Origin of the sequence: Rhodococcus sp. FH8 (assembly GCF_019266085.1) — a bacterium.
GTDB classification, from domain to species: domain Bacteria; phylum Actinomycetota; class Actinomycetes; order Mycobacteriales; family Mycobacteriaceae; genus Rhodococcus_F; species Rhodococcus_F qingshengii.
This window is the reverse complement of record NZ_LPNQ01000084.1, coordinates 321,416-348,140: the sequence shown is the minus strand read 5'-3', so window position 1 is coordinate 348,140 and position 26,725 is coordinate 321,416. Positions and strand designations below refer to the sequence as shown.

Sequence of the window (26,725 nt, the reverse complement as noted above, 5' to 3'; positions counted from 1 at the left end):
TGGCTACTGAGCGGGCTTGAGGACCAGCGAGATCGAGTTGATGCAGTACCGCTGATCGGTCGGCGTCGGGTACCCCTCACCCTCGAAGACGTGACCGAGGTGGCTGTGGCACTTCTTGCAGATGACCTCGACCCGGCGCATTCCGAGTGAGCTGTCTTCCTTCAGGATCACGGCATCCGAATCCGCCGGATCGAAGAAGGACGGCCACCCGCAGTGCGATTCGAACTTCTCGGTGCTGCGGAACAGCTCGGCTCCGCACGCCCGGCAGGAGTAGACACCTTCCGTGGTGGTGTCGGTGTACTCGCCGACGAAGGGGCGTTCGGTGCCGGCTTGGCGCAGGACGGCGAACTCCTCCGGCGTCAGTTTTTCGCGCCACTCGCTCTCGGTGTACGTGACCTCAGGTGTGCTGTCGATGCCATCGTGTGAAGAACTCATGCCTCCACGCTAATGCTTTGTCGCCGTTTCGGCTTCGTCGGCAGGTGAGACGGTATCGAGTGGGGGATCGAGGAGGTACGCGGGATCGATTCCCCGATCCAAGCGGCCCTCTCGACGCGCGACCAGATACCGGTATCCGAGGACACAGAAGATCACGATCAGCAGAAGGCTCCAGCCGAGGGTGCTCTTGGTGTATTCGGCCGCCCGGCCGAAGGTCGGCCAGCGGTTCGACCACCAGCTGTCGAACGTCATGAAGCCGTAGACGGCGAGCCAGGCCGGCCAGTTCCGCATGACCGAGTTCTTGAGCACCACGGACATCAGGAGCGGGAGCAGCATCATCGAGTAGTACATCTGGCCGAGCGAGGGCAGCAGGAACGACGCGGTCATGATCACACCGGTCGCGGTGGTGAGGAAGAAAAGTTCGTCGTTGCGGTAGTAGCGGTACAGAAGCCACAGAGAAACGACGACCATGGCGGCCAACACGACGCGCAAGAGCAGGATCAACCATTCGGGCAGACCGAAGTAAGCGCCGTTTCCGACAATCGAACTGTTGAAGTAGTCACGAGATTCGAGCAGGTACGGCACGGTGCGGCGGACGAAGTCCATCGGATCCGACGCCAGCGGCCATGCCACGACCGTGAGAATGAACGGGATGCCCAGGGCGGTGACGAACACCTTCCACTGACCGCGAACGAGTGGCAGCAGGAGCAGCGGCGCGAGAGTGGGTTTCACTGCGATGGTGAGACCGATCGCGGCGCCGGCCCACAGGTCCTTCTTGCGCATCAGCAACAGGAGGAAGGCAACTTCGCCGAGCAGGACGAGGCCGTTGATGTTGGTGAACACCAACGTGTTGGTGACCGTCTCCGACATGAACGCGCCGAGCACCAGAATCGGCGCCGCGATGGAACTGATCGTCAGGTCGAACAAGCGCAACAGCAGGTAGAGAGCCACGAGAATGGCGACGGCATTGACACCGATGAACAGCCACCGTGAGCGCTCGGGATCGAGGATCGCCAGGGGGGCCATCAACAAGGAACCCGATGGTGGGTACAGGTAATGGGGGTCTACGGAGTTGAAATCTGCGGTGTAGACGTCGCGCCCGTTCCAGAACGCCAGCGCGGCGTTGTAGACCGGTCGGAAGTCATCGGTGATGGCGCCGTTGACTGCTGTGACGATGACACGATTGAGCACTGTCATCACGGCGATCGGCCACAAAACGAAGTTGACGACTTGTTGGGTTGTCCGCCCGGTACGCGGCTCGAGCTGTCGAAGGAACACTTCGGCACGGTACACCGGAGCAGGGTGTGATCGGGGGATGCACCCCTTTTCGGTCGTGGTGGACGAGCGCCCGAGTCAGGCCGGGCACACGCTTCCGTTACTGGGCAGGGAGGCGTCGCTGAGGTAGAGGCGCATCGCCTGTTGAGCGCAGGTGGATTGTGCCGCGGGGTGACCCGCACCTTGCCAGTCCAGAGTTGCGAAGCGCGATCCTGCATTGGTCACGACGCCGGTGACGGTCGAGAGTCCGGAGTTCCCGACGGCCGGGTCACCCTGACCGCTCAGCACGAGGACTGGGGGCTTCAACTGATTCGGCAGGGGGGAGTTGGCGGTCGACGGCCAGCTGGCGCACGCCAGCAACCCGAGCGCGGCTTCTCGCCCGAACACCGGATAGTTGGTGCCCCAGGTGTCCGCAAGCTCGCGCGCACGCCCGATGCCCGGCCATTGCATGCCGTCGGTGCACCGTCCGATGAACTGGCCGTCGCCGTCCACCTCGTTCTCCGCCCGGGCGGCGCGCTCTCGAATCGGCGTAGCGTTGCCGGTACCGAGCGCGGACAGAGCGTCGGACAGTGAGCGGGTCTCCTGCTCACGGTTGGTTCCGGCAGTCCACAGGCTGGCCGAAATCGCGTTCGACACCGCAGCGGCGGACAGCGGCTGGAATTCATCGGCGCGAGCGCGCTCCATCAAGTCCGTGACCGATTTCTTCGGATCAGGTCCGAGCGAGCACCCCAGCGCCACACATCGCTGAGCGAATGCCGCCAATGCCGCTTCCTCGCCCTGCACGCGGCTTTCGGCCTCGGTCGCAGCGTCGGTGGCCACCGGAGCGGGAGAATCGAGGATCAATCTCGCGAGGTTGTTCGGGTGGGCTGCCGCATAGCTCAGCGCGATGTCCGAGCCGGACCCTGCAGACCACAGAGCGATGGTCTCGACGCCCCACCGTGTACGTAGAGCGTCGATGTCCTCGGCTGCGGAGTCGGCGCCGAACTTCAGTTCTTGAGGGTCGAGGTAGTCCGTGCAGGCAATGGTGGCGTCGTGACCGAGAGCCGCGACCGCATCGGCGGCGTCACCGGTGGAATCCGCGTCGAACTGGCCCAGATCGTGAAGGCCACGCCGAATTTCCGGCGTCATGCAGTCGATTGCGGTGGACCTGTCGATTCCGCGTCGATCGAGGGCAACCACGGGATGTTCGGTGAGAACCGTGTTCAAGCCGGATGCGGCGAGCATGGCCAGAGAGTTTCCCGACGAACGATCGGTGCCCGATGTGAACACGATCGGATACGCGTCGGCAGGCGTCGACGAGGTCCGAGCGCGGGTCAAGCCGGCAGTGAAGTTGCCGTCGATGGCGCCGGTCACGTCGATGGGGGCATTGAATTCCGCGCATTCGAGAATGACGCCGGCGCTCGACGCCGCGAGAGCCTGGTCGGCGAGTGACGTGCCGGTGCAGTCTCGCCACGGTATGTCATCGGTCGGGACGCCAGGGTCAACCGGCGGCGCATCGGGCGACGGTCCCTCGCTCTGGGCAGGGCTGCCGTCGGTGCGGCCTTCGACCGCGACGGCGGGCCGAAGCGACGGACCGGCGCCGCACGCACAACACGTCGCGAGGACGACGGCCATCAAAGCAACTCTGCGCATGCCGACCAGAGTGCCAGGTTCACCGACGTGGCTGCTGACGAACCCATCGAGTGAGGATCGTGCCGTCCGTATCACCGAGAATGTGCGCGGGACGCATGGCTGTGGGCATTGCGTTGGGGGAGAGTGAGATTCGGCCGACTTTGCTCCCCACCAGTTGAGGTGACGTGGTGATGCAGAGTTCGTCGACGGCATTGTCCTCGATCAACTGCCCGAAAAGTGACGGTCCGCCCTCGCACAGCACGTGACGGAGCTTGCGAGCCGACAAGGCCCTGTCGATGTCGCCGCTGGTGACGTTCGGTGAGTCCGTCACCTCCACCTGCGCTCCGGCAGATCTCAGCGCCGAAATTGCCGCGGAGTCCGCGTCGCGACCGACAACAAGGATCGGTGGAACTTCAGTATCGCGAAGGAGTCGGCTTTCGGGGTCGATCGACGCGTGCGCCGAGACGACGAGGATCGGTGGGACCGGAGCGAGGCCGTCGGCAGTGCGACGCGCCCGGGCTTCGTCCGAGACCTGCACACCCCCGTAGTTCTCGGCTCGCGCTGTGCCTGCGCCGACCACGACGACGTCACAAAGTTCGCGCAAGATCCCGAATACCGACTTGTCTGCCGGTGTGCCCAGTCCACCGCTCACTCCGTCGACGGCGACGCACCCGTCGATGCTGGAAACGAAGTTCACGCGCATCCAGGGTTGCGAGAGGTTCTCCGGATAGGCGTACAAGCCGCGGAGTTCGTCGTCGTGGCCTGGTGTGAAGTAGGTCGCAATATCCATACGGTGCACATGAGAGATCACATCACGTAGATACCCTTGACGGATGCATGAACGTCTTGTCGATCGCAGCCCGGTGGTACCCGCCGATCAACTGGTAGCTCAAATGGTGCCTCCCGCAATGTTCGACGAGGTGAGTTTTGCGTCCTACATTCCTGATCCGAAGGAACCGAGCCAGGCAGCTGCTGTCGCCAAGGCCGAGGAATTCTCCAAGCGCGTCACCAAGATCCGTAGTGGTGGACGCCGCGGACTGTTCGGCAAGAAGACCCAGGCGACCGGCGCCGGCCTGTACCTCGACGGCGGGTTCGGTGTCGGTAAGACTCACTTGCTGGCGTCGATCTTCCACAGCGTTCCGTCGCCGAAGGCTTTCGGAACCTTCGTCGAGCTGACACACGTCGTCGGCGCTCTCGGCTTCAACAAGGCGGTCGAAGCGCTCGCCGACCACAGCGTTCTCTGCATCGACGAGTTCGAGCTCGACGATCCGGGCGACACCATGCTCGTATCCCGCCTCCTTTCGGAGCTTTCCGCGCGCGGCGTGTCCATCGTCGCGACGTCGAACACGCTTCCCGGCCAGCTCGGGGAGGGTCGCTTCGCCGCCCAGGACTTCCTGCGCGAGATCAAGAAGCTCGGCTCGATCTTCGAGACGATTCGCGTCGACGGCCCCGACTACCGTCACCGCGATCTCCCGCCCGCACCCGAGCCCATCTCCTCGGAGGAGTTGGTTTCTCGGGCCGACGCCATCGACGGCGCCACGCTCGACAACTTCGACGAGCTGTGCAAGCACCTCAGCACCCTGCACCCGTCGCGGTACAACAAGCTGGTCGAGGGTGTGAAGGCCGTGTTCATCGACGGTGTCCACCCGGCAACGGATCAGTCCGTTGCACTGCGCATCGTGGTTCTCGCCGACCGCCTGTACGACGCGAGCATCCCGGTCACCGTTTCCGGCGCACGCCTCGACGAGATCTTCACTCCCGAGATGCTCGCCGGTGGGTACAAGAAGAAGTACTTGCGCGCGACCTCGCGCCTGCTCGCACTTTCTCGTTTCGAGGTCGCGGCCGGCTAGTCTGCACGCCTGTCAGCTGACGGGGCGCTCCATCACGAAATCGTGGTGGAGTTGTGCGCCCACGAGGAAAGTCTTCGTGCCGACCTGGGTGAAACCGTGCTTTGCGTAGAACTTCTGGGCGCGCAGGTTCTCCTGATTGACGCCCAGCCAGATGCCGGCACTTCCGCTGCGTCGTGCGTGGTCGACAACCGCGTCCATCAAGGATGCTGCCGCGCCGGTTCCGTGGTTACCCGGAAGCACGTACAACTTGCTCAGTTCCGTTGTCGGGCGAAGTGTCACAGCAGCTTTGACGTCCGGGTCGGAGGGCTCGTCGTCGACAAGCATCGCGTAGCCGACGATCGAACCGTCGCGAATGACCTTGAGAACGGTTCGCGTCGGATCGGTCAGGTACTCGGAGAACTTGTCGACGGAGAGAACGTTGTCGATGAAGGCACTGATGTCGTCGTCCGACGCGTCGGGCGGACACGCCAGTGGAAATGTCACCGCTGCCACGTCGGCGATTGCTTCGGAATCCCAGATCCCGGCCCGGTCAACGGTGATCGTCACGTCAGTTTCTGCCTCTCGCGCACACAATTCGGTCGATCAAGTACACCACTTTCCTCGGGCGCAATGCTCAAGCGGCGTTCTCGGCGACCGGAGTTGTGGCTCGTTTCGGTGCGAACGCGGGAGCAAGAACTATCAAGATCGCGCAGAACGCCAGCGGAATCAGGAACCCGATTCGAAGGTCACTGAAGGCAGCGACCGCGCCGACGATGCCGCCGCCGACGACTGTGCCGACGTAGTTGAAGAGGTTGATGCGTGCGATCACCGCATCGACCTGATCCGGGGGAGCCATCCTGCCGGCAGCGCTGAAGCAGATCGGAGCGATCACCGGTACCCCGAGCCCGACGATGAGGAACCCGGCGATGGCAACGGCGGGAGATTGCGCGAGGACGACAACTGTCATACCGACTACACCGATGAGAGAGCCGATCCGCACGACGGTGGTCTCACCGAATTTCCCGACCCAGTAGTCCCCGGTCAGTCGTGCGACAAGTGCCGCGATCTGATACGCCGCCACGGAAAGGGCAGCGGTCCCGGCGTCGGCGAGCAGTTCGTCCTTGACGTACAGAGTCGACCAGTTTCCGACGCTGAAGTCGACCGCGTAGAACAATGCCATCGCGACGCCGAGGAGGACGAAGGCGCGGGTGGGTACCGCGAATTTCGCGGTGCTCGTGATGTTTGCCTCGGCAACCGGAGACTCGGACCGATCGAGCAGTTGCGGGCCGAAGGCCAGAAGCATCAGTCCGACAACAACTCCCGCGATCACCTGCGTGACGCGGATCGAAATGTCGAGGCCTGCGGTAGCAGAGATGAACAGGGCGCCGACAATCGCTCCGACGCTCCAGGAAGCATGGAACGAGGAGAGGATGAAGCGGCCCTTGGCGTGTTGGATCGAGACTGCCTGCATGTTGGCGGCCGCGTCGACCATGCCGAGTCCGATGCCGTAGATCGCCAGGAAGACGAAGAACATCGCTGCGTTGGGCGCAATTCCGGTTGCCCCGCCGAAGACTGCGATGACGGCGAGCCCAGTTCGCAGGGTCATCTTGCTCGACGTTCTCACGGCCAGCATCTCGGCGAGCACGCTGCCGAGCCCGGCGATGACGGACACGGTGACAACCGCAACCACAACCAGTGTCTCGCTCAGCTCGAACAAGTCCTTGTACTGCGGCAGCTGCGTCAGAATGGCGGCGAGCAGAAATCCTTGAAGTCCGAAGGCCACCGAAGTGGCGATCCGAGCCCTCGTCAGGGTGCGGGTGTTATCCGTCATCAAGCAGGGCCTTTGTCTCGTTCGTTCGGTTAGGCCGAACGGTACTGGATCTTGATACTGGTCGAGTGTCCAACAAAGCTGCGTGTTTTGCACGGTTCTTTGATTAACTGACCGACATGACTCGGCAGCCGACACCAGAATTTCCGACTTCCTTCGTCTGGGGAACCGCCACTGCGGCCTATCAAATCGAAGGAGCAGTGGCCGAAGACGGTCGCGGACCGTCGATCTGGGACGAGTTCTGTGACCGTCCCGGTGTTGTCGTCGGGGGCGACACCGGGACGGTCGCTGCCGATCATTATCACCGCTGGGAGTCGGACATCGAGCTGATGAATCAGCTCGGGCTCGACGCTTATCGGCTGTCTCTGTCGTGGTCGCGCATTCTGCCCACCGGATCGGGGGCAGTGAATACGAAGGGGCTCGACTTCTACGACCGCCTGATCGACCGACTGTGTTCGGCGGGAATTACTGCCGCTGTCACGCTCTTTCACTGGGATCTGCCCCTTGCCTTGCAGGAGCAGGGCGGCTGGATGAACCGCGACACCTCGTATCGGCTGGGGGAGTATGCGCAGGTCGTCGGCGAGCGGCTGTCGGATCGGGTCGGAATGTGGATGCCGCTCAACGAACCAGTTGTGCACACGCTTTACGGGCATGCCCTCGGAGTTCACGCCCCCGGACTGGCCTTGGGGTTCGAGGCTTTCCAAGCCGCACATCACCAGCTGCTCGGGCATGGCCTCGCTGTCGAAGCGCTTCGGGCAACCGGATGCACGAACATCGGAATCGCCTCGAACCATGCTCCGGTGCGTGCCGCTTCGGATTCGCCGGAAGACGTGATGGCTGCCGACATCTACGACCACGTCGTCAATTGGATGTTCGCCGACCCGGTTCTGGTCGGGAAGTACCCGGCCGACGAATTCGCTCAGCTGCTCAGCGGTCCTGTCGACGAGGACTTGAAAATCATCGGGGCGCCGCTCGACTGGTACGGGATCAACTACTACGAGCCGACGATGATTGCTGCTCCGGTGGAAGGCCAGGGGACCGAAGGTGTGCTCGAAGTCGACCTGCCCCCGGGCCTGCCCTTTGCCCCTGTCGCGATTACCGGTTATCCCACAACCGATTTCGGTTGGCCGATCGTTCCCGAGGGGCTGGGCGAGATCTTGCGGACGTTCCACGCCCGCTTCGGTGACGCACTGCCGCCGATCTACATCACCGAAAGCGGATGTTCATTCCACGACGCCCCGGATGCCGCAGGCGTCGTCGACGACGAAGCACGAATCGACTACCACGATGCGCACCTTCGCGCCCTCCGATCGGCAATGGACGACGGTGTCGACGTCCGCGGTTATTTTGTGTGGTCACTTCTCGACAACTTCGAATGGGCTGCGGGATACAAAGAGCGATTCGGCCTGGTGCACGTCGATTTCGACACCCAGAAGCGCACTCCGAAGACCTCGTTCGAGTGGTATCGCGCCCTCATCGCCGAGCACAAAGCGGCTCAGGTCTGACCTGTGCGGAGGCGGTCTGGGTTGCATTCTCGAACCGGGCCGCCTAGCCTCGTCTCTCATGAAGCGAATTCTCGTAGTAAGCCGCCGTAGCGGGGTCTGAATCGGACCGACCCCTCGCTGCGGGTCGTCTTGCTACCAGTTGGTCCTCCACTTCATTCCAGGAAGACCACGATCATGACTTACAACTTCGCTTTCGCTTCTGATTCTTCTTCTGCTGCTGATCCCTTCGCGGCGCGTCACGGCAAATCTCTGCCCGCCGGCTTGCGTGCCGAATGCTCAGCGATGTCGTGGACCGAGTTCGAGTCCACGTATGCGGCTATGAGCGGCCCGATCCGTCTGGGTGCGTGGTCCTCCGAGAAGATTGCGCCGGGTCGTTGGACCTTCGAAGCGACTCTCGGTCTGGGGGAGCGTATCCAGAAAGCGTCCGCCACCTCGACCGGCGCGATCTCGGCCATGACGTCGATGCTGCACGACGCGGGAATCTCGCTCGAGATCCTGTCTTTCCATCAGCACCAGATCGGCCACCGCACTGCGACGTTCATCTTCACCGAGTGCGACGGCCGTCGGAGCTGGGCGATGGGTATCGCGGAGTCGTCGACGGAGTCCTCGCTGCGCGCGATGACTTCGGCAGCGAACCGCTTCTCTCACTGAGCAGTTACAACAATCTGATCAGCTACATCAACCGCAGTACTGACGTGGATTCCCGAGGGGGCTCGCGTCAGTACTGCGGTTGATGTGTTCGGCGCTCGAACGCAAAAAGCCGAAACCCTGAGGTTCCGGCTTCTTGCATTCTCAAATGGTGCGCGATACTGGGATTGAACCAGTGACCTCTTCCGTGTCAGGGAAGCGCTCTCCCGCTGAGCTAATCGCGCGGGTTCTGGAGAAAAATGGAGCGGACGACGGGATTCGAACCCGCGACCCCAACCTTGGCAAGGTTGTGCGCTACCAGCTGCGCCACGTCCGCATGAGCAATGAACTCCGTTACCGGAACTCAGTACTTTTCTAACTTATCAGACCTGCAAGCAGGTCTTGACCATCAGGCCCTAGGGCCTGACGTGGTGCGCGATACTGGGATTGAACCAGTGACCTCTTCCGTGTCAGGGAAGCGCTCTCCCGCTGAGCTAATCGCGCGAGGTGGAGACGGGAATCGAACCCGTGTGCACGGCTTTGCAGGCCGTTGCCTCACCACTCGGCCACTCCACCGTAAAAGGTTGAGTCACACCTCTCGAGCGGACGACGGGATTCGAACCCGCGACCCCAACCTTGGCAAGGTTGTGCGCTACCAGCTGCGCCACGTCCGCATCGCACCGTGTTGCTTGGGGAGCTGCTCGCTCTCCTCGGTGCGTTGGAAACATTAGCCGACCGTGTCGGATACACACAAATCACCAGCTCAGTGGCGTGTTCGGAGTCGAATCGGCCCGTTGTGCGCGTTGCAACTGTCCGTCTTGGCGATGAATACGGTCTGAAATCAGCTCGAATTCGTAGATTTCGGGGTCGCCTGGAGCAAAACGAATGCCAACCTGGTGATTCGTATTCATCGCGCAGCCGTGTTAATGTTCCAACTCGTTCGAGCGCATGCGCTCGGATGACTTACGGTCCCGTGGCTCAGTGGGAGAGCGTCCGCTTCACACGCGGAAGGTCGCTGGTTCGATCCCAGCCGGGACCACAGAAAACACTGAAGGCGTTCCCGATCATCGGGGACGCCTTCAGTAGTTTGCGAGCACAGCTGTTCGAGGGCACGGTTATTTCGGGATGCAGACCGTCGTCGCAGGTCGCCGGGCGACGATTTCGGTAGCCTGGTCGAAGAGACATTTCGCGACCGAAAAGGTGACTGCTTTGAGTACCGAAAAGGTCGATTCTTCCGTCGACGATTCAGACCTGTCCGTCTTCCAGGACGCAGAGTCCCGCTGGGAGCGGTGGCGCGCGGGAATCGCCGCGCGGCCCACCCTCAATCTTGCGTACCGCATCGGCGTCGGAGTCGTGGGCACGATCGTGTTCGCCGCCGGCATCGTGGCTATTCCGTACCCCGGGCCCGGTTGGCTCATCGTTTTCGCCGGCCTCGGCATCCTGGCGTCGGAGTTCGCGTGGGCACATCGACTCCTTCATTTCGCGAAGGCTCGATACGACCGGTTCATGGAATGGTTCGGCAAGCAGTCGCTGTTCGTCAAAGGGTTGGGCGTTCTGTTCACCACAGTGATCGTCTTGGCGACTTTGTGGGTGCTCGGCACTTTCGGCCTGATCGGGACATGGGTGGGCCTGGACTACTCGTGGCTCGAGTCGCCGCTGTGAGTTGAACGCGGCCCGGTTTCCTTCACTCGGTTGTCTCACCATGTCGGTAGGGCCGATAACATGATCGTGCGCGTGCTCGCAGTGGGTACGACGCCTGTCTAACTTGTCGCAATACCTTTAGGAGCACATCGCCGTGACCAGTCCCGCGCCAGAGCACTCAGCCGCCCCACTTCGGGTGCCCGCGGGGACGACCGCCGGGACTGCAGTGCGCGAAGCCGGATACCCCACGAAGGGGCCCGACGTGATCGTCGTTGTCCGCGATGGCGAGGGAACGCTCAAGGATCTGTCGTGGACACCTGAGGTCGATGTCGACGTCGAGCCGGTGGCAGCATCCACCGAGGACGGCCGCAGCGTCATCCGGCACTCCGCGGCCCACGTCCTCGCGCAGGCGGTTCAGAAAGAATTCCCCGACGCGAAGCTCGGCATCGGTCCGCCGATCAAGGACGGCTTCTACTACGACTTCGCGGTGGACCGCCCGTTCACTCCGGAGGATCTGGCCAAGCTCGAAAAGCGTATGAAGCAGATCATCAAGGGATCACAGCGCTTTTCGCGTCGAGTCGTCGATTCGATCGAGGACGCTCGGGTCGAGTTGGCCGACGAGCCCTTCAAGCTCGAATTGATCGACGACAAGTCCGGTATCGACGATCCCGAGATCATGGAGGTGGGCGGCAACGAGCTGACCATCTACGACAATCTCGATCCTCGTACCGGCGACAAGATCTGGTCCGATCTGTGCCGCGGCCCGCACATTCCGACCACCAAGCACATCCCGGCCTTCAAGTTGACCCGAAGCTCCGCCGCCTACTGGCGTGGCAACCAGGACAACGCCGATCTTCAGCGTGTCTACGGCACCGCGTGGGAGTCCACCGAGGCTCAGGACGAATACCTCGAACTGCTCGCCGAGGCCGAGCGTCGTGATCACCGCAAGCTCGGTACCGAACTGGACCTCTTCAGCTTCCCCGACGAGCTTGGTTCGGGTCTGCCGGTGTTCCATCCCAAGGGCGGCATCATCCGCACCGAGATGGAGAACTACTCGCGCAGCCGCCACATCGAGGCGGGCTACGAGTTCGTCAACACTCCGCACATCACCAAGGGGCATCTGTACGAGGTTTCCGGTCACCTCGACTGGTACCGCGACGGCATGTTCCCGGCGATGCACGTCGACGAGGAACTGAACGAGGACGGCACCGTGCGCAAGCCGGGCCAGGACTACTACCTCAAGCCGATGAACTGCCCGATGCACAACCTGATCTTCCGTGCTCGCGGACGCTCGTACCGTGAATTGCCGTTGCGGCTCTTCGAATTCGGCTCGGTCTACCGCTACGAGAAGTCCGGCGTCATCCACGGCCTGACCCGCGTGCGCGGCATGACCCAGGACGACGCTCACATCTACTGCACCCGTGAGCAGATGCGCGACGAGCTGACCACCACCCTGCAGTTCGTTCTGAACCTGCTCAAGGACTACGGCCTCGACGACTTCTACCTCGAACTGTCCACCAAAAACCCGGACAAGTTCGTCGGTAGCGACGACGTCTGGGAAGAGGCGACCGCAACGCTCGCCGAGGTCGGCGAAGCTTCCGGCCTGACTCTGGTGCCGGATCCGGGCGGAGCCGCATTCTACGGTCCCAAGATCTCCGTTCAGGTCAAGGACGCACTCGGCCGCACCTGGCAGATGTCGACCATCCAGCTCGACTTCAACCTGCCCGAGCGGTTCGAGCTCGAATACACCGGCAACGACGGCGTCAAGACTCGTCCGGTCATGATCCACCGCGCGCTGTTCGGCTCGATCGAGCGGTTCTTCGGTGTCCTGACCGAGCACTACGCGGGCGCGTTCCCGGCGTGGCTGGCGCCGGTGCAGGTCGTCGGAATCCCGGTGGCCGAGGCGTTCGCCGATCACCTGTTCGACGTCACGAAGAAGCTCAAGGCAGCCGGTGTTCGCGCCGAGGTCGACTTCAGTGACGACCGTATGCAGAAGAAGATCCGTAACCACACCACGCAAAAGGTCCCGTTCATGCTCCTCGCGGGCGAGCGTGACGTGGAGGCTGGCGCGGTCAGCTTCCGTTTCCGTGACGGCACGCAGATCAACGGCATTCCCGTCGACGACGCCGTCCGGATCATCACCGAGTGGATCGGCCGCCGCGAGAACGCCTCGCCGACAGCCGAACTGGTGCAGCCAAGCGTGGCGCAGTGAGCGCCCCCGGTGACGACGGTCCGGGTTCGCTGATCGACCACGGCGTCGGTGACCCTGACCATTTGCAGCGCATTTGGTCGCCGCATCGGATGTCGTACATCACCGAGGCGCCCAACACCCCGGGCACGACAGGTGAACCGTTCATCGACATTCCGAAGATGTCGGACGAAGAAGGACTGATCGTTGCCCGCGGTGAGCATGTCTATGCGGTTCTGAACCTGTATCCGTACAACCCGGGGCACCTGATGGTGGTTCCGTACCGCAAGGTCGCGGCACTCGAAGACCTGACGCCGGAGGAGAGCGCCGAGTTGATGGCGTTCACCCAGCAGGCGTTGCGGGTGATCAAGAGCGTGTCGAATCCTCACGGATTCAACGTCGGCCTGAATCTCGGTGCCGCTGCGGGCGGTTCGCTGTCCGAGCACCTTCACCAACACGTAGTGCCACGTTGGGGCGGCGACGCCAACTTCATCACCGTGCTCGGTGGGGTCAAGGTGATGCCGCAATTGCTGCGGGAGACCAGGGGACTACTCGCCGGTGCCTGGCAACAATAGGTTGACGCATCCGGCTTCATGGCAGGATGCATTGCTGCAACGAGTTCCGAACCGGAACTCACGACGGGGAGGGTTCCTGCGGTGTTGAGCTTCTTCGGGCGCGCATCGGTGTCCAAGGTGACGGCACCTATGGGGAAGGCGCTGGTCAAGACCGGTCTGACGCCGGACTCGGTGACGGTGATCGGCACGGTGGCAAGCGTCGCCGGTGCGGTGACGCTGTTTCCGTCCGGACATCTGTTCTGGGGAACCATGTTCATCTGGTTCTTCGTCATGTTCGACATGCTCGACGGCGCAATGGCTCGTGCTCGCGGCGGCGGAACGCGGTACGGGGCGGTACTGGACGCGACCTGCGACCGCGTCGCCGACGGCGCGATTTTTGCCGGCCTGGCCTGGTGGGCGGTCTACCACGAGAACAGCAAGTGGCTGCTCGTCGCGACGCTCATCTGCCTCGTCACCTCGCAGGTCATCTCGTACGCGAAGGCGCGCGCGGAGGCGAGCGGGCTGACTGCGGACGGCGGGTGGATCGAGCGCCCGGACCGATTGATCATCGTGTTGGTCGGATCCGGCCTGACGGGTATGGGTCTTCCGTGGGCAATCCACATCGCGATGTGGGTACTTGCCGCCGGAAGCATCGTGACGGTCTTCCAGCGAGTGCTCGCGGTGCGCAATTCCCCTGGCGCCCGGGAACTTCTGCCGATCGCCCCGGCCGCATCGACGGTCGAAGGTGCGCCGAACACGGACGGCGAGGCAGAGAAATGAGCTTTGCCGAGCGTGCAACCGACCTGGGATACGCCGCGGGTTGGCGTCTGGTGCGAAGCCTGCCGGAATCGGTGGCGGTCAAGCTGTTCGACGCCGGAGCGGATTTCGCGGTACGCAAGGGCGGACCCGAACAACTCAGGAAGAACCTCGCGAGAGTTCTGGGCACGACGCCGGAGCAAGTTCCGGATCAGTTGATCAAGGATTCGATGCGCTCGTACGCCCGGTATTGGCGTGAGGCGTTTCGTCTTCCGTCGATGGACCTGGTCGCTACAGGTAAGGCGCTGCATGCGCTGGTCGAGGGCCAAGAACATCTGGAAAAGGCAATGGCGGCAGGTCATGGCGCGGTATTGGCGTTGCCTCACAGCGGTAATTGGGACATGGCCGGCGTGTGGTGCGTTCAGCAGTGGGGCGGGTTGACCTCCGTTGCCGAGCGGCTCAAGCCCGAATCCCTGTACGAACGGTTCGTCGACTATCGCGAGAGTCTCGGCTTCGAGATCTTCCCGCTCAGCGGCGGGGAGCATCCTCCGTTCGTCGAACTCTCCAAGCATCTGCGTGAGAACAAGATCGTGTGCCTGTTGGGGGAGCGCGATCTGGCGAAGAAGGGTGTGCCAGTCACGTTCTTCGGAGAACCCACTCGCATGCCCGCCGGCCCGGCGAAGCTCGCGATCGACACCGGCGCGCCGCTGCTACCGGTCCACTGCTGGTTCACACCCGACGGATGGGGCTTCAAGATCGACCCGCCGATCGACGTATCCGGCGGAGTCGGCCCGGCCACGCAAGCACTTGCCGACCGTTTTGCGGTCAACATCGCAGCGCACCCCGCTGACTGGCACATGCTTCAACCGCTGTGGCGCTCGGACCTTTCCGAATCGCGGCTCGCCCGCATGGAGGGTGAATGAAAATCGGCATGATCTGCCCGTACTCCTTCGACGTCCCCGGCGGCGTCCAGGCGCACGTGGTGGATCTGGCCGAGGTGCTGATCGAACGTGGTCACAAAGTGAGTGTGCTTGCGCCGTCGTCCGATGACGACGAGTTGCCGGATTTTGTGGTTTCCGCAGGTAAAGCCGTCGCGATTCCCTACAACGGTTCTGTTGCGCGGTTGTCTTTCGGCCCGACGGCGAACAACCGCCTCCGCAAGTTCATCGCGGAAGGTGACTTCGACGTTCTACATATCCACGAACCCAATGCGCCGAGTCTGTCCATGCTCGCGTTGCGTATCGCGGAAGGCCCGATCGTCGCCACCTTCCACACGTCGACCACGAAGTCGTTGGTGCTGAGCACGTTTCAGGGTGTCTTGGCTCCGTATCTCGAGAAGATCAGTGGCCGGATCGCAGTCTCGGAGTTGGCGCGTCGTTGGCAGGTCGAGTCCCTCGGATCCGACGCGGTCGAGATCCCCAACGGCGTCGATGTCGCAGCGTTTGCCGAGGCCGATCTGTTGCCCGGCTACCCGCGCGAAGGTGGAACCATTCTGTTCCTCGGTCGCTACGACGAACCGCGCAAGGGGATGGCCGTCCTCCTCGGCGCACTGCCGGAGTTGGTCGAGCGTCACCCGGATCTCGAAGTGATCGTGGTCGGACGCGGCGACGAGGAGAAACTCCGCAAAGAGGCGGGCAAGTACTTCAAGCATCTCCGCCTGCTCGGGCAGGTCAGTGACGAGGAGAAAGCGTCGGCGCTTCGCAGTGCGGACGTCTACTGCGCGCCCAATCTCGGCGGTGAGAGCTTCGGGATCGTGCTGGTCGAGGCCATGGCGGCTGGCACTGCCGTCGTGGCCAGTGAGTTGGACGCTTTTCGCCGTGTTCTTCGCGACGGTCAGGCCGGCTTGCTGGTCCCCATCGGGAACTCCGATGCCTTGGCCGAGGCAATCGATTCCGTTCTCGGTGACCCGGATCGACGACGCGCGCTGGTCAACACCGCGACAAGTGTTGTTGCCGAATACGACTGGCCGGTGGTGGCCGAACAGATCCTGCGTGTCTACGAGACCGTCACGGTTGGCGGCACCGGCGTACGCGTGGTGGGTTCATGACCTTCTCCGCTCTGACAATCTTCATTCTCGGGCTCGTCGCTGCCGTCGTCCTGGTCGTCGGACTGTGGGCGTACGGGACGGCGAACCGACTCGATCGACTGCATGTGCGTTCGGATCAGTCGTGGTTGGCGCTCGATGCGGCTCTGTCCCGTCGTGCCGCGGTTGTCCGCGCGGCGGCTGTGGACATGAGCGCCGACGACGCCCGCAGATTCGTCACCTTGGCGGACGCCGCCGAACGTGCGGATCGTCAGGATCGCGAGCTTGCCGAGAACCGGCTGTCCAATGCTCTCGCTGCCTACGGCACGACGTCGCTGCGACCTCAACTGGTGGCCGAGTTGGCCGATGCCGAGGCGAGGGTCCTGATCGCTCGGCGGTTCCACAACGACGCGGTGCGCGACACTCTCGCGTTGCGTACGCGTCGACTTGTTCGCTGGCTGCACCTCGGGGGAACGGCACCGCTACCTCAGTACTTCGAGATATCGGAGCGCACGACCGCGGCGGCGGTGCCCGAGGGCATCACCGTGGATACGTCACGGACCTCTGCCCGCGTGGTGATGCTGGACGAGGAAGATCGGGTGCTGCTGTTGCGCGGGCACGATCCCAAGATCCCGAACACTTACTTCTGGTTCACCGTCGGCGGCGGGCTCGAACGCGGCGAACATCTGCGAGCGGCCGCGGTTCGTGAGATCGAGGAGGAAACGGGGTTCAAGGTAGCGCCGGAGAATCTGCGAGGTCCGCTTTGGCGTCGGGTGGCGATCTTCCCGTTCGACGGTGAGCTGATCCGTTCGGAAGAGCTGTTCTTCGCTACGCGCACTCACGGCTTCGAGCCGGTCTTCCAAGGCCACACGGAATTGGAACAGCGTGCCATCACCGGCCATCGCTGGTGCAGCGCCGACGAGATCCGCCGACTGGCCAAGTCCGGTGAGCCCGTCTACCCGTTGGATCTGGCAAACCTCCTGGTGGAGGCCGCGACGATTGCGGACGGTTCCGAGGATCCGGAAGTGCGTTCCATCCGCTGATCGTTCGGTCGTTCAGTGCTCGCGGGCAGTTTAAGGCCAGCAATGGCAAATTGGATACGGAATCGAAGGCCGGTTCGTCCTAGAGTTCTGGCCAGAGGCCTCCGCGCGAATGAACTCGTGTGTTCGCCGTGCCTTGTTTCTTTCGTCACGCCACTACTGCAGGAGTTTGCTGTGAGCACCCCCGACTCTGCCCCCACCACCGCCATCGGCACCGCCCGCGTCAAGCGCGGCATGGCTGAAATGCTCAAGGGCGGTGTGATCATGGACGTGGTCACCGCTGAGCAGGCCAAGATCGCCGAAGACGCCGGCGCCGTCGCCGTCATGGCACTCGAGCGGGTCCCCGCAGACATTCGCGCACAGGGCGGCGTCTCGCGCATGAGTGACCCGGACATGATCGACAGCATCATCTCCACCGTCAGCATCCCCGTCATGGCGAAGGCACGCATCGGTCACTTCGTCGAAGCGCAGATCCTGCAGAGCCTCGGCGTCGACTACATCGACGAGTCCGAGGTCCTGACCCCGGCCGACTACGCCAACCACATCGACAAGTGGAAGTTCACCGCTCCCTTCGTCTGTGGCGCCACCAACCTCGGCGAAGCGCTCCGTCGCATCAACGAAGGCGCGGCCATGATTCGCTCGAAGGGTGAAGCAGGCACCGGAGACGTCTCCAACGCCACCACCCATATGCGCACCATCCGCGGCGAGATCCGCCGGTTGACCTCGCTGAGCGAGGACGAACTGTACGTAGCCGCCAAGGAACTGCAGGCCCCGTACGAACTGGTCGTCGAGGTCGCCAAGGCCGGCAAGCTGCCGGTCACCATGTTCACCGCGGGCGGCATCGCCACCCCGGCAGACGCTGCCATGATGATGCAGCTCGGCGCCGAGGGCGTGTTCGTCGGATCGGGCATCTTCAAGTCCGGCAACCCGAAGCAGCGCGCCGAGGCCATCGTCAAGGCCACCACGTTCTACGACGACCCGGACGTGCTCGCCAAGGTCTCGCGCGGACTCGGCGAGGCAATGGTCGGTATCAACGTCGACGACCTGCCCGTCGGACACCGCCTCGCAGAGCGCGGTTGGTGACAGCAGGTTCGACGACCGGGCTCAGTGCCTGAAAGTCCTCACAGACGAAGGGGCGGCGGTTGCGTTGGCAACCGCCGCCCCTTCGGGGTGTGGCAGACCGATCAGATGCTGTCCGATACCTCGAACACGAACTCGACCTCGACGGCACTGTTTCGGGGTAGTTCGGCGACGCCGATCGCAGAGCGGGCATGTTGTCCAGCGGTACCGAAGATCTCGGCCAGCAGGTCGGACGCACCGTTGATCACCTGAGGTTGCTGCGAGAATCCCGATCCGGAAGCAACAAATCCAACGACCTTGACGACACGAACGATGCGATCGAGCCCGACTAAGGCATCGACTGCCGCGAGTCCGTTGAGAGTGCACAACCGCGCCGCCTGGGCGGCGTCTTCGACGGAGACGCCCTCGCCCAACTTACCGATGCACGTCGTAGTGCCGTCGACGAGCGGCAATTGCCCCGACGTGTAGACGTATGACCCCGTCTGAACGGCGGGAAGGTATGAGCCTGCGGGGGTGGCAACAGGCGGGAGCGTCAGGTCGAGTGCGGCGAGTCGTGCGGTCCAGGTACTGGCGTCGTTCATCGGTTCCTCAATGGGTTCTTTTGTCCGGGAATGGTGTTCGAGTCTGTCATCGGGGCTCTCTGCAAGTCCAAGTCGTATTTGTGCCCACCCCATCACTTTTGGTGATATTGGCCGTGGATTTTCGATCAAACGGGATTCTTCGGACTGATTTCTGGAAACTGCAGAGATTCGAACATAGTTTCGAATATTGTGTAGGAATGTTTGATCACGGAGTAGGTAGTTCGGGTACCGCAGCGCAGCTGTCCGGTGCTGAATCCGACTGCGCCCTCATCGATCTCATCGCCGATCTGCATGCGCGCGAATCGATGCTCGTGGAACGGAAACTGGCTGCCATTGCCGAGTTTTTCGAGCGTCGCAGCGCTGACCACACTGATATCGGTGCTTGGTCGTCTACCGCTCACGAACTGGCTGAGGCCGAGCTCGGCGCGGCATTGACCATGGGCCGTGCCGCAGCGGGAAAGTTGATCGGTCTCGGCTTTTCTCTCAAGACTCGCCTCCATCGCACGCGTGCCGCCATGGCGCGCGGAGAACTGGATCTGTATCGAGTCGGATTGATCGACTCCGCTACGGCCAACGTAGCCGACGATTTGATCGACGAGGTGGAACGGCAACTCCTCGAAAAGATCTCGGCGCCCCCGATGCCTGGCGGTACCGGCTTGACGGGTCGCCGATTGACAGCGGCTATCGACCGGATCGTCGTCGTGGTGGATCCCGAGGGGATACGCGAACGTCGACGCCGCGCCCTGGCTGATCGGTTCGTGGGTGTGAGCGCTGCCGAGGACGGAATGGCGCGGATATTGGGGAGTATTCCGGCGGAGGAAGCACGGGCTTTCGACCGTCGGTTGCGGGAGTTGGCAATGTCGGTGTGTCGACACGATTCCCGTAAGTACGAGCAACGACGAGCTGACGCATTGGGAGCGTTGGTATCCGGGTCGACGATTCTGCCGTGCGATTGCGGCCGGGACGAGTGCCCACAAGATCGAAGCGGGATTGTGGTGGTGCGTCGGCCGTTGGTTCACGTGGTCATGCTGGAATCAACGCTTCAGGGCGGTGACGCACTAGGTGCAGACGAACCCGCTCACCTCGACGGTTATGGAGTGATCAGTGCAGAGCATGCGCGTGACATCGCCGCGGGTGCGCTGATTCGGAAGGTGAAGTTACCAGCCGATGCCGCGCTCGAGTCTTCCGGTGAGGGCGAGCCAGTACCTTCGCCCGTCGTTCCTTCTGCGTTCGTGTACCGCCCGGGCGCTGTCCTCGACACCTGGGTGCGGGTGATCGCAGGAAGCTGCCAGTGGTTGCACTGCGATGTCGCTGCGTGGAATTCAGATCTCGATCACACTGAACCCTTTGATCATCGCGATCCCACTCGTGGTGGAAAGACCGTGGCCTCGAACTTGAGCGCCTATTGTCGAAACCATCACCGCCTCAAGCACTCCGGTCAGTGGGTGCACACCTCGAACCCGGACCGCAGCGTCATGCTGACCTCGCCGACCGGACATTGCTACCGAACGAGGCCGTCAGGTCTGCTGGCGGGAATGCTCGAGCCTGTACTGCCCGAGGGTGGTCGGCGTCGGCGCACACGTCTGAAAAACAAGGCCGCTCGTGTGCGGGGTGAACGCCGGCGGCAGCGGTTACGAATGCACTTCCGAATTAAGAAGAAGGCCCGGAGGAGGACCTTCGACGGCGGAGGCGATCCACCCCCATTCTGAGTAGGGCGGCGTGCAACTCCATGATTTTGTATGCCCACTTTGGTGGCCGGGGGTGCGTCAGGCATTGTGTGAAGGTCGGTAGACGTCGGTACACGGGAAGATGTGGAGCATCGATGGCGAGGATCGAAGAAATTCTGGAGTTGGAACGCCTCGAGCGGGACATCTTTCGAGGAATCATCGCGGAGACTACCCTGACCCGCACTTTCGGCGGCCAGGTCGCCGGACAGGCATTGGTGTCGGCGGTACGCACGGTCGATCCGGCCTACTCGGTTCATTCGTTGCACGGATATTTCCTGCGTCCGGGAAATCCGATGGAGCCCACGGTTTTTCTGGTTGATCGTGTTCGGGACGGTCGATCGTTCGCGACCCGCTTGGTCACCGGAATTCAAGACGGGCAAGCCATTTTCACGATGTCGGCGTCCTTCCACGTCCAAGACGAAGGCATCGAGCACCAGGACGAGATGCCACCCGTTCCTGACCCCGAGACCTTGGCCATCGCCCAGGATTCGGAGGATCCCGAGACTGCGTGGCTGGCGCGTGAGTGGTCCGATTGGGACCTTCGAATGGTGCCGAAGGCCGACATCGACAAACGTCCGGGCGCTGCCGCGCAGCAGCAAGTGTGGTTCCGTTCCCGCGAGGCACTCCCGGACGACCCGGTATTTCACGTGTGCACGCTTGCCTACATGAGCGACATGACGCTGCTCGGATCTTCTCGCGGCCCCCACATGGACGTCGCCATGCAAAGCGCTTCGCTCGATCACGCCATGTGGTTCCTGCGGCCGTTCCGCGCCGACGAGTGGCTGTTGTACGACCAGACGTCGCCGTCAGCGGGCTTCGGTCGCGCACTGACGCAGGGACGAATCTTCGACAGCCGAGGAAATATGGTTGCTGCAGTCGTCCAGGAGGGTCTGACCAGGCTGTATCGCCCGAAGTGAGGTCGGCCGACGTGAGATCAATCGCAGTGAGACCTTCACTGGCGAGACCGCACCGCAGGCCGGGCCGGATGGTCGTATCTGACCTCGAAATCGACCTCCTCGGACACTTCTGATCGGTGTTCGAGGAGTGCCTCGACGGTCCACAGATCTGCCTCCGGTGTGTGCCGCCGCATGGCAGGTTCGCTCATGTCCAGGCGGACGCTGACGTCGAACTCCAGCCCGCGCCCGAGCAACATCGGACCGGCGATCACGATGACCGCGCGCTCATGGACGGGGATACGGGTCGACCGAGCCGATCGATCGGTGGGTTCGTCCCAGAGTTTCGGCAAGAACGCCCGTTTTGTGCGGGCTGCGGTGATCACTTCACGATCGAGTGCCGGATAGTCGAACCAGATAGTGCGGTAACTCAGCGCATCCTCGTGGCCGAACTCGTATCGCAGCGAAGCCGGCCGCACGTAGTCGTGCAGTGACACAACAGCACTCGGCCTGTTGCGCGACTCGACGGCGGTGCCGACCAGTTCCGCGAGCCGAGACGGCTGTGCACAATCAGGTCCGTCGATCGCTACTACCGCCACCGACGTAAACGATCCGCTCAGCGTTGCAATCTGCTCGGCCAAGGCGAGGGGACTGGACGGGATGAATGTACTCACGCCCACCATGGTGCCGTGCCCGCTCGCCGAGGCGATATTGTGAACCGTCATCGCGCCCAGTGCGGCGGTCTATGTTTTCGGAGGACTCATGGTTGGTATCGAGGAGATCCTCGCGCTCGAACACCTGGAGAAGGACATCTTCCGTGGTGCGGTCCATCCCACCGCACTTCAACGGACGTTCGGCGGGCAGGTTGCCGGGCAGTCGTTGGTTTCTGCCGTGAGCACCGTTGACGAGAGCTACCACGTGCACTCGTTGCACGGATATTTCCTGCGCCCGGGCAATCCGAAGATTCCGACGGTCTACCTGGTGGACCGCATCCGCGACGGGCGTTCGTTCTGTACGCGTCGGGTCAATGCAGTCCAGGACGGTAAGACGATCTTCACGATGTCGGCCTCGTTCCACGTCGACGACGAAGGTATCGAGCACCAGGATCGGATGCCCTCCGTTCCGGCGCCGGAGGACTTGCCGGACGCGCAGACCGTTCCGAAGTTGGCTGAATCACAGTTCTATCAGGAGTGGAAGAACTGGGACATCAGAATTGTGCCCGCTGAGCAGAGCGCGTCAGCGCCGGATCTCGCCGCGCAACAACGCGTGTGGATGCGCTACCGCGAGGCTCTGCCGGATCGTCCGCTGCTGCACATCTGCACCCTCGCGTACCTCAGTGACATGACCCTGCTCGGAACTTCCAAAGTCCCGCACCGCGGCGTGAAGACGCAGACTGCTTCGCTCGATCACGCGATGTGGTTCCTGCGTCCGTTCCGGGCCGACGAGTGGTTGCTCTACGACCAGACGTCGCCGTCGGCAGGTTTTGGTCGCGCGCTCACTCAGGGGCGTATCTACGATCGCGATGGCAACATGGTGGCGGCGGTGGTTCAGGAGGGTTTGACGCGTCTCGAACGCGAACCCGACAGCCATGAGAGCAAGAACAGCCGTGAGAACAAGACAGGAACTGTGTGATGACGCGTCCGTTGATCGGTGTACTCGCCCTCCAAGGTGATGTTCGCGAACACCTTGCCGCACTCGATGATTCGGGAGCGGATGCGGTGGGTATCCGGCGCCCGGAGGAACTCGACAAGGTCGACGGCATCGTGATCCCCGGTGGCGAATCCACCACCATGAGCCGGCTTCTGCAGGTGTTCGAACTGTTGGATCCGCTTCGTGAGCGTCTTCGCGGGGGGCTGCCGGCCTACGGTTCGTGTGCCGGCATGATTCTGCTGGCGAGCGAGGTACTCGACACCCGGCCGGACGCCGAGCATCTCGGCGCCATCGACATGACGGTGCGCCGCAACGCTTTCGGCAGACAGGTCGATTCTTTCGAGTCCGACTTGGAGTTCGAGGGCATCATCGGAGATCCCATCCGCGCCGTCTTCATCCGCGCGCCGTGGGTGGAGCGAGTTGGACCGGGCGTGGAGGTTCTTGCGCAGGTTCCCGCCGCCGCGGGGGAGGCCGCGGGCCGGATCGTCGCGGTTCGGCAGGGCTCGGTGATCGCCACTTCTTTCCATCCCGAGGTAACCGGTGACCGTCGAGTGCACGAGATGTTCGTCGATCTGGTTCGCGGATAACTGGAGTAGTCAGCCTCGGCCGAACCTACAGCTCCAGTTCGCGGGCAAGGATCGCCGCCTGGACGCGTGAGGTGAGGTGCAACTTCGACAGAACTCGCGACACATGCGACTTCACAGTCGGAGCACCGACACCGAGTTCACGCGACAGTTCGGCATTGGACAGACCCGTCCCCAACAGCGCGAGCACCTCGCGTTCACGATCGGTGAGCTCGCTCAATCCCAGCGGTTCGGTGGGTTTGGGTGCACGCTGAACGAACTCGCCGATCAGGACACGCGCCGCGCGAGGGGCGAGCACTGCATCTCCGGCCGCGACATTGCGGATAGCGCGGGTCAGTTCGTCCGCGGTCGCAGTCTTGAGCAGGAATCCCGACGCACCGGCGCGCAGGGCCGCGAAGACGTATTCGTCGAGATCGAAGGTGGTCAACACCAATACGTGGCTTCGGGTCGTTCCGACGATCTGACGTGTCGCTTCGATGCCGTCGGTGCCTGGCATCCGGACGTCCATGAGTACGACGTCGGGTTGATGCGTGCGGGTGACGGTGATCGCCGACGCTCCGTCACCGGCTTCTGCAACGACATCGATGTCGTCGTGCTGCCGCAGGATCATCGCGAGTCCGGACCGGATCGCGGCGTGGTCGTCGACCAGGGCGACGGTGATCACTGATCCGTTCCGTTCGGCGCGGGGACCGGTAGCTGTGCGCATACCGTCCATTCTCCGTCGACCGGAAGTGCGTCGAGTGAACCGCCCAGCAGTTCGGCGCGGTGACGCATGTTTGCAAGTCCGTGCGTTCCCGCCCGAAAACTGGATGTGTCGCGACCGACGGGGTTTCGGATCTCGATCTGTAATGCATTGTGCTGGAGAGAGATCGACATCGAGATCGGTGCACCAGGCGCATGCTTGAGTGCGTTGGTCAACGCTTCCTGGGTGATCCGATACGCCGTGTGATCGACCACGCTCGGCAGGTCGGCAGCATCGACGTCGATCGCAACGTGTACAGTGCCGCCGGCTGCCCGAACTGCGTCCAGGACGACGGGCAACTCGGTCAGCCGCGGGGGAGAGGAACGCGGGTCCGGGGTCTCGTCGTCCCCGGCGTGGAGCAGTTCGATCATCGAGCGCATCTCGGAAAGGCCCGCAAGACTGCTCGATCTGATCGCCCCGATCATCTCCCGCAAGCCGTCGTCTGGTTCGCCCCGTTCACCGGAGAGAGCTGAGGTGGACAGTGCCGCCTCCGAGTGGATGGCGATGGCGGAGAGGTGGCTTGCGATCACGTCGTGCAGATCGCGCGCCATGGTCGCGCGTTCGTGAGCGACCGCGGCCTCGCGGTCCAGAGCGGCGAGTGCTTCGTGGACTCTGGAACGCTCGCGTTCGGCCTCGGTCAGTTCGACTTGTCGACGGATGACCAGTGCCCACCACACCGGCGTACCGAAGAACAGAGCGGTCACGACGCCCGCCCCAGCCGCAGCGCGGACGTCCTGGGTGGACAGGTAGACGAGTGCGGTGAGCGCGGCAACCGTCACCGCGGTCAGAGAACACACCACTCGGCCCAGCCGCGCCGTCCCGTACAGAACTGCGGCGTAGGTGAGATCCGAGAGGACCAGCCACATCGGCAGAGTCGGGCCAAGGGCGGCGTCGACCGCGACGATGACGGCCCCCGCCGCCAAGGCCGTTGCCGGACGCACCCGCCGGAACGAGTCGATCGCACACAGCAGAGCCAGCATCCCGATCCGAACCCCGGCGGGAACGTCGGCGACACCTCCGACATCTGTCCACATTTGGTACAGGCCGACCAGGTAGAGGAGTACCCCGATCGCGAACAGGCCGAAGGCGATGAGCGGATCGTTCCACTTGCCGACACTCCGACTTCTGGTCACCACAGACTTATCAGAGCACATCGGGGCGCCTGACTTGTCATACCAAATGATGAGGTCGGCGTTGTTCCGATGGCTGATGTGCGGATTCGAGAGAGAAGACAGGCTCGACGTATGAAGATTCGTTTCGAGTTGATGATCGGCATTCTCTTGGTCGTCGGTGGCGGCTGTCTGTGGCTGTTCGCGCGTGACGCCGAGTTCTTCTGGTTTCGCGGCGGACCACTCGGCGTGATCCTCGCGATCATCGGTGCCTTCGACATCGTGAATGCAGTCCGAACGCGGGAGGAAGCGATACCCGAGCGCCGAAACGACTGACGTGGAACTCGTCCTGCTCACCACGCTGGGCGGGCTCGCCCTGCTGGACAGTACGAGCATCGGAACATTGGTCGTCCCGGTCTGGATGTTGTTGATGCCGGGACGACCGCAGGTTCGCAGGCTGCTGACGTATCTGGTGGTCATCACGACGTTCTATTTTGTTGTCGGGGTGGCCGTCTGGACGACGGCACGGGTAGGCATGCCAGTCGTCGCCCCGCTACTCGACACCCCCGCCGCCCGCGTTGCGCAGTTGATTCTCGGTATCGCGTTGTTCGCGTGGAGCTTTCGATTCGATTCCGAGAAGAGACGCACATCCGGTCAGGCCGATCGAACCCATGTTTGGCGAGAGCGGGTGCTCGGCTCGGCCAGTTCCGCGAGAAGTGTTGTACTTCTGGCGATTGCTGCCGGAACCGCCGAATTGGTGACGATGCTGCCCTACTTGGCGGCGATCGCGATGATCACCGCTGCTGGGCTGTCCTCATTCACGTCTGCGTCGATACTTGCCGGATACTGCCTGATCATGGCCACTCCGGCAGTCCTTCTGTTGTGTGGGCGGATCGTGGCCGGCGACCGACTGGACAAGCCGCTGCGCGGGGTGGATTCGTTCATCTCACGCCACGGCGACAGCGCGATGGGTTGGGTGTTCGGCATTGCCGGCTTCTACCTCGCCGGCAATGCCGCTGCCGTGTTGTTCGTGAATTGACGTTGTTC

The 26,725-nt window shown here is 62.8% G+C and carries 27 protein-coding genes and 6 tRNA genes; 18 read left to right on the top strand and 15 right to left on the bottom strand.

What is annotated here, in order from left to right:
- Positions 1-3: 3 nt before the first annotated feature.
- Genes msrB through ATN38_RS32085 form a run of 4 tightly spaced genes read right to left on the bottom strand, consistent with a single transcriptional unit; the run spans position 4 to position 4,111 of the window.
- The gene (gene msrB / locus ATN38_RS32100) at positions 4-435 is read right to left on the bottom strand and encodes a peptide-methionine (R)-S-oxide reductase MsrB (RefSeq protein WP_003942631.1); all 432 of its coding nucleotides are present in this window, start codon (positions 433-435) and stop codon (positions 4-6) included.
- A gap of 9 nt (positions 436-444) precedes the next feature.
- A complete protein-coding gene (locus ATN38_RS32095) occupies positions 445-1,728 on the bottom strand; it encodes a glycosyltransferase family 87 protein (RefSeq protein ID WP_007732903.1) in 1,284 nt (427 codons plus the stop codon).
- Between the two features lie 60 nt (positions 1,729-1,788).
- Entirely contained in the window at positions 1,789-3,342 is a 1,554-nt protein-coding gene (locus ATN38_RS32090) for an alpha/beta hydrolase (protein WP_073513386.1), read from the bottom strand.
- A gap of 19 nt (positions 3,343-3,361) precedes the next feature.
- Positions 3,362-4,111, bottom strand: a complete 750-nt coding sequence (locus ATN38_RS32085) for a pyrimidine reductase family protein (protein ID WP_007732907.1) — start codon at positions 4,109-4,111, stop codon at positions 3,362-3,364.
- Between the two features lie 43 nt (positions 4,112-4,154).
- Between ATN38_RS32085 and zapE the strand changes: the two genes are divergently transcribed.
- On the top strand, positions 4,155-5,171 hold the full coding sequence (gene zapE, locus ATN38_RS32080; protein WP_003942629.1) for a cell division protein ZapE: 1,017 nt from the start codon (positions 4,155-4,157) through the stop codon (positions 5,169-5,171).
- 12 nt (positions 5,172-5,183) lie between these two features.
- On the opposite strand, the gene ATN38_RS32075 is transcribed toward zapE, so the two are convergent.
- Together ATN38_RS32075 and ATN38_RS32070 are read right to left on the bottom strand one after the other, a co-directional pair.
- Positions 5,184-5,717: an N-acetyltransferase gene (locus ATN38_RS32075; protein WP_007732909.1), complete on the bottom strand. Its 534-nt coding sequence runs from the start codon at positions 5,715-5,717 to the stop codon at positions 5,184-5,186.
- A 67-nt stretch (positions 5,718-5,784) separates the two neighbouring features.
- Complete coding sequence (locus ATN38_RS32070) at positions 5,785-6,981, bottom strand: MFS transporter (RefSeq protein ID WP_007732911.1); 1,197 nt, start codon at positions 6,979-6,981, stop codon at positions 5,785-5,787.
- A gap of 116 nt (positions 6,982-7,097) precedes the next feature.
- Here ATN38_RS32070 and ATN38_RS32065 point away from each other — a divergent pair, with 116 nt between their 5' ends.
- Both ATN38_RS32065 and ATN38_RS32060 read left to right on the top strand, forming a co-directional pair.
- Positions 7,098-8,483: a GH1 family beta-glucosidase gene (locus ATN38_RS32065; protein ID WP_050656610.1), complete on the top strand. Its 1,386-nt coding sequence runs from the start codon at positions 7,098-7,100 to the stop codon at positions 8,481-8,483.
- A gap of 174 nt (positions 8,484-8,657) precedes the next feature.
- Positions 8,658-9,134: an alpha-isopropylmalate synthase regulatory domain-containing protein gene (locus ATN38_RS32060; RefSeq protein ID WP_003942597.1), complete on the top strand. Its 477-nt coding sequence runs from the start codon at positions 8,658-8,660 to the stop codon at positions 9,132-9,134.
- 146 nt (positions 9,135-9,280) lie between these two features.
- On the opposite strand, the gene ATN38_RS32055 is transcribed toward ATN38_RS32060, so the two are convergent.
- From ATN38_RS32055 to ATN38_RS32035, 5 genes are all read right to left on the bottom strand, one after another.
- Positions 9,281-9,355: transfer RNA gene (locus tag ATN38_RS32055), tRNA-Val, on the bottom strand.
- A 16-nt stretch (positions 9,356-9,371) separates the two neighbouring features.
- A tRNA-Gly gene (locus tag ATN38_RS32050) sits at positions 9,372-9,447 on the bottom strand.
- 92 nt (positions 9,448-9,539) lie between these two features.
- A tRNA-Val gene (locus ATN38_RS32045) sits at positions 9,540-9,614 on the bottom strand.
- A 1-nt stretch (position 9,615) separates the two neighbouring features.
- Positions 9,616-9,686: transfer RNA gene (locus ATN38_RS32040), tRNA-Cys, on the bottom strand.
- A 25-nt stretch (positions 9,687-9,711) separates the two neighbouring features.
- Positions 9,712-9,784: transfer RNA gene (locus ATN38_RS32035), tRNA-Gly, on the bottom strand.
- Positions 9,785-10,077: 293 nt separating this feature from the next.
- Between ATN38_RS32035 and ATN38_RS32030 the strand changes: the two genes are divergently transcribed.
- The 9 genes from ATN38_RS32030 (at position 10,078) to pdxS (ending at position 18,395) form a co-directional block, all read left to right on the top strand.
- A tRNA-Val gene (locus ATN38_RS32030) sits at positions 10,078-10,149 on the top strand.
- Positions 10,150-10,361: 212 nt separating this feature from the next.
- On the top strand, positions 10,362-10,772 hold the full coding sequence (locus tag ATN38_RS32025; protein ID WP_085989954.1) for a TIGR02611 family protein: 411 nt from the start codon (positions 10,362-10,364) through the stop codon (positions 10,770-10,772).
- Positions 10,773-10,905: 133 nt separating this feature from the next.
- Positions 10,906-12,963 (top strand): threonine--tRNA ligase, encoded by a 2,058-nt coding sequence (gene thrS, locus ATN38_RS32020; protein ID WP_007732914.1) that lies wholly within the window; start codon positions 10,906-10,908, stop codon positions 12,961-12,963.
- Positions 12,960-13,514 (top strand): HIT domain-containing protein, encoded by a 555-nt coding sequence (locus tag ATN38_RS32015; protein WP_003943307.1) that lies wholly within the window; start codon positions 12,960-12,962, stop codon positions 13,512-13,514. The genes thrS and ATN38_RS32015 overlap by 4 nt, the downstream gene beginning before the upstream one ends.
- An 81-nt stretch (positions 13,515-13,595) precedes the next feature.
- On the top strand, positions 13,596-14,273 hold the full coding sequence (gene pgsA, locus ATN38_RS32010) for a phosphatidylinositol phosphate synthase (RefSeq protein ID WP_037130749.1): 678 nt from the start codon (positions 13,596-13,598) through the stop codon (positions 14,271-14,273).
- Positions 14,270-15,172, top strand: coding sequence for a phosphatidylinositol mannoside acyltransferase (locus ATN38_RS32005; protein ID WP_030536867.1), 903 nt, complete (start codon positions 14,270-14,272; stop codon positions 15,170-15,172). The genes pgsA and ATN38_RS32005 overlap by 4 nt, the downstream gene beginning before the upstream one ends.
- Positions 15,169-16,296: a glycosyltransferase family 4 protein gene (locus tag ATN38_RS32000; protein ID WP_003943332.1), complete on the top strand. Its 1,128-nt coding sequence runs from the start codon at positions 15,169-15,171 to the stop codon at positions 16,294-16,296. The genes ATN38_RS32005 and ATN38_RS32000 overlap by 4 nt, the downstream gene beginning before the upstream one ends.
- The gene (locus ATN38_RS31995) at positions 16,293-17,315 is read left to right on the top strand and encodes an NUDIX domain-containing protein (protein ID WP_042951805.1); all 1,023 of its coding nucleotides are present in this window, start codon (positions 16,293-16,295) and stop codon (positions 17,313-17,315) included. The genes ATN38_RS32000 and ATN38_RS31995 overlap by 4 nt, the downstream gene beginning before the upstream one ends.
- A 171-nt stretch (positions 17,316-17,486) precedes the next feature.
- Positions 17,487-18,395 (top strand): pyridoxal 5'-phosphate synthase lyase subunit PdxS, encoded by a 909-nt coding sequence (gene pdxS / locus ATN38_RS31990; RefSeq protein ID WP_003943338.1) that lies wholly within the window; start codon positions 17,487-17,489, stop codon positions 18,393-18,395.
- Between the two features lie 101 nt (positions 18,396-18,496).
- On the opposite strand, the gene ATN38_RS31985 is transcribed toward pdxS, so the two are convergent.
- Positions 18,497-18,973 carry a RidA family protein gene (locus tag ATN38_RS31985; RefSeq protein WP_020969521.1) on the bottom strand — a complete coding sequence of 159 codons (477 nt, stop codon included), beginning with the start codon at positions 18,971-18,973 and terminating at the stop codon, positions 18,497-18,499.
- A 197-nt stretch (positions 18,974-19,170) separates the two neighbouring features.
- Between ATN38_RS31985 and ATN38_RS31980 the strand changes: the two genes are divergently transcribed.
- Together ATN38_RS31980 and ATN38_RS31975 are read left to right on the top strand one after the other, a co-directional pair.
- Complete coding sequence (locus ATN38_RS31980) at positions 19,171-20,682, top strand: HNH endonuclease signature motif containing protein (RefSeq protein WP_218749369.1); 1,512 nt, start codon at positions 19,171-19,173, stop codon at positions 20,680-20,682.
- A gap of 113 nt (positions 20,683-20,795) precedes the next feature.
- Positions 20,796-21,617 carry an acyl-CoA thioesterase II gene (locus ATN38_RS31975; RefSeq protein ID WP_003943337.1) on the top strand — a complete coding sequence of 274 codons (822 nt, stop codon included), beginning with the start codon at positions 20,796-20,798 and terminating at the stop codon, positions 21,615-21,617.
- Between the two features lie 35 nt (positions 21,618-21,652).
- Here ATN38_RS31975 and ATN38_RS31970 read toward each other — a convergent pair whose 3' ends face one another.
- Positions 21,653-22,318, bottom strand: coding sequence for a hypothetical protein (locus ATN38_RS31970; protein ID WP_256932260.1), 666 nt, complete (start codon positions 22,316-22,318; stop codon positions 21,653-21,655).
- A gap of 37 nt (positions 22,319-22,355) precedes the next feature.
- Between ATN38_RS31970 and tesB the strand changes: the two genes are divergently transcribed.
- Both tesB and pdxT read left to right on the top strand, forming a co-directional pair.
- A complete protein-coding gene (gene tesB, locus ATN38_RS31965; protein WP_007732935.1) occupies positions 22,356-23,225 on the top strand; it encodes an acyl-CoA thioesterase II in 870 nt (289 codons plus the stop codon).
- Positions 23,225-23,830 (top strand): pyridoxal 5'-phosphate synthase glutaminase subunit PdxT, encoded by a 606-nt coding sequence (gene pdxT, locus ATN38_RS31960; RefSeq protein ID WP_047269319.1) that lies wholly within the window; start codon positions 23,225-23,227, stop codon positions 23,828-23,830. Before tesB ends, pdxT begins: the two co-directional genes overlap by 1 nt.
- A gap of 25 nt (positions 23,831-23,855) precedes the next feature.
- Here pdxT and ATN38_RS31955 read toward each other — a convergent pair whose 3' ends face one another.
- Positions 23,856-24,533, bottom strand: coding sequence for a response regulator transcription factor (locus ATN38_RS31955; protein WP_218749368.1), 678 nt, complete (start codon positions 24,531-24,533; stop codon positions 23,856-23,858).
- Positions 24,488-25,702, bottom strand: coding sequence for a sensor histidine kinase (locus ATN38_RS31950; protein WP_231917339.1), 1,215 nt, complete (start codon positions 25,700-25,702; stop codon positions 24,488-24,490). Before ATN38_RS31950 ends, ATN38_RS31955 begins: the two co-directional genes overlap by 46 nt.
- Before the next feature lie 111 nt (positions 25,703-25,813).
- Here ATN38_RS31950 and ATN38_RS31945 point away from each other — a divergent pair, with 111 nt between their 5' ends.
- Positions 25,814-26,014 carry a hypothetical protein gene (locus tag ATN38_RS31945; RefSeq protein ID WP_218749367.1) on the top strand — a complete coding sequence of 67 codons (201 nt, stop codon included), beginning with the start codon at positions 25,814-25,816 and terminating at the stop codon, positions 26,012-26,014.
- A 1-nt stretch (position 26,015) separates the two neighbouring features.
- A complete protein-coding gene (locus tag ATN38_RS31940) occupies positions 26,016-26,717 on the top strand; it encodes a GAP family protein (protein WP_065352435.1) in 702 nt (233 codons plus the stop codon).
- Positions 26,718-26,725: the final 8 nt, after the last annotated feature.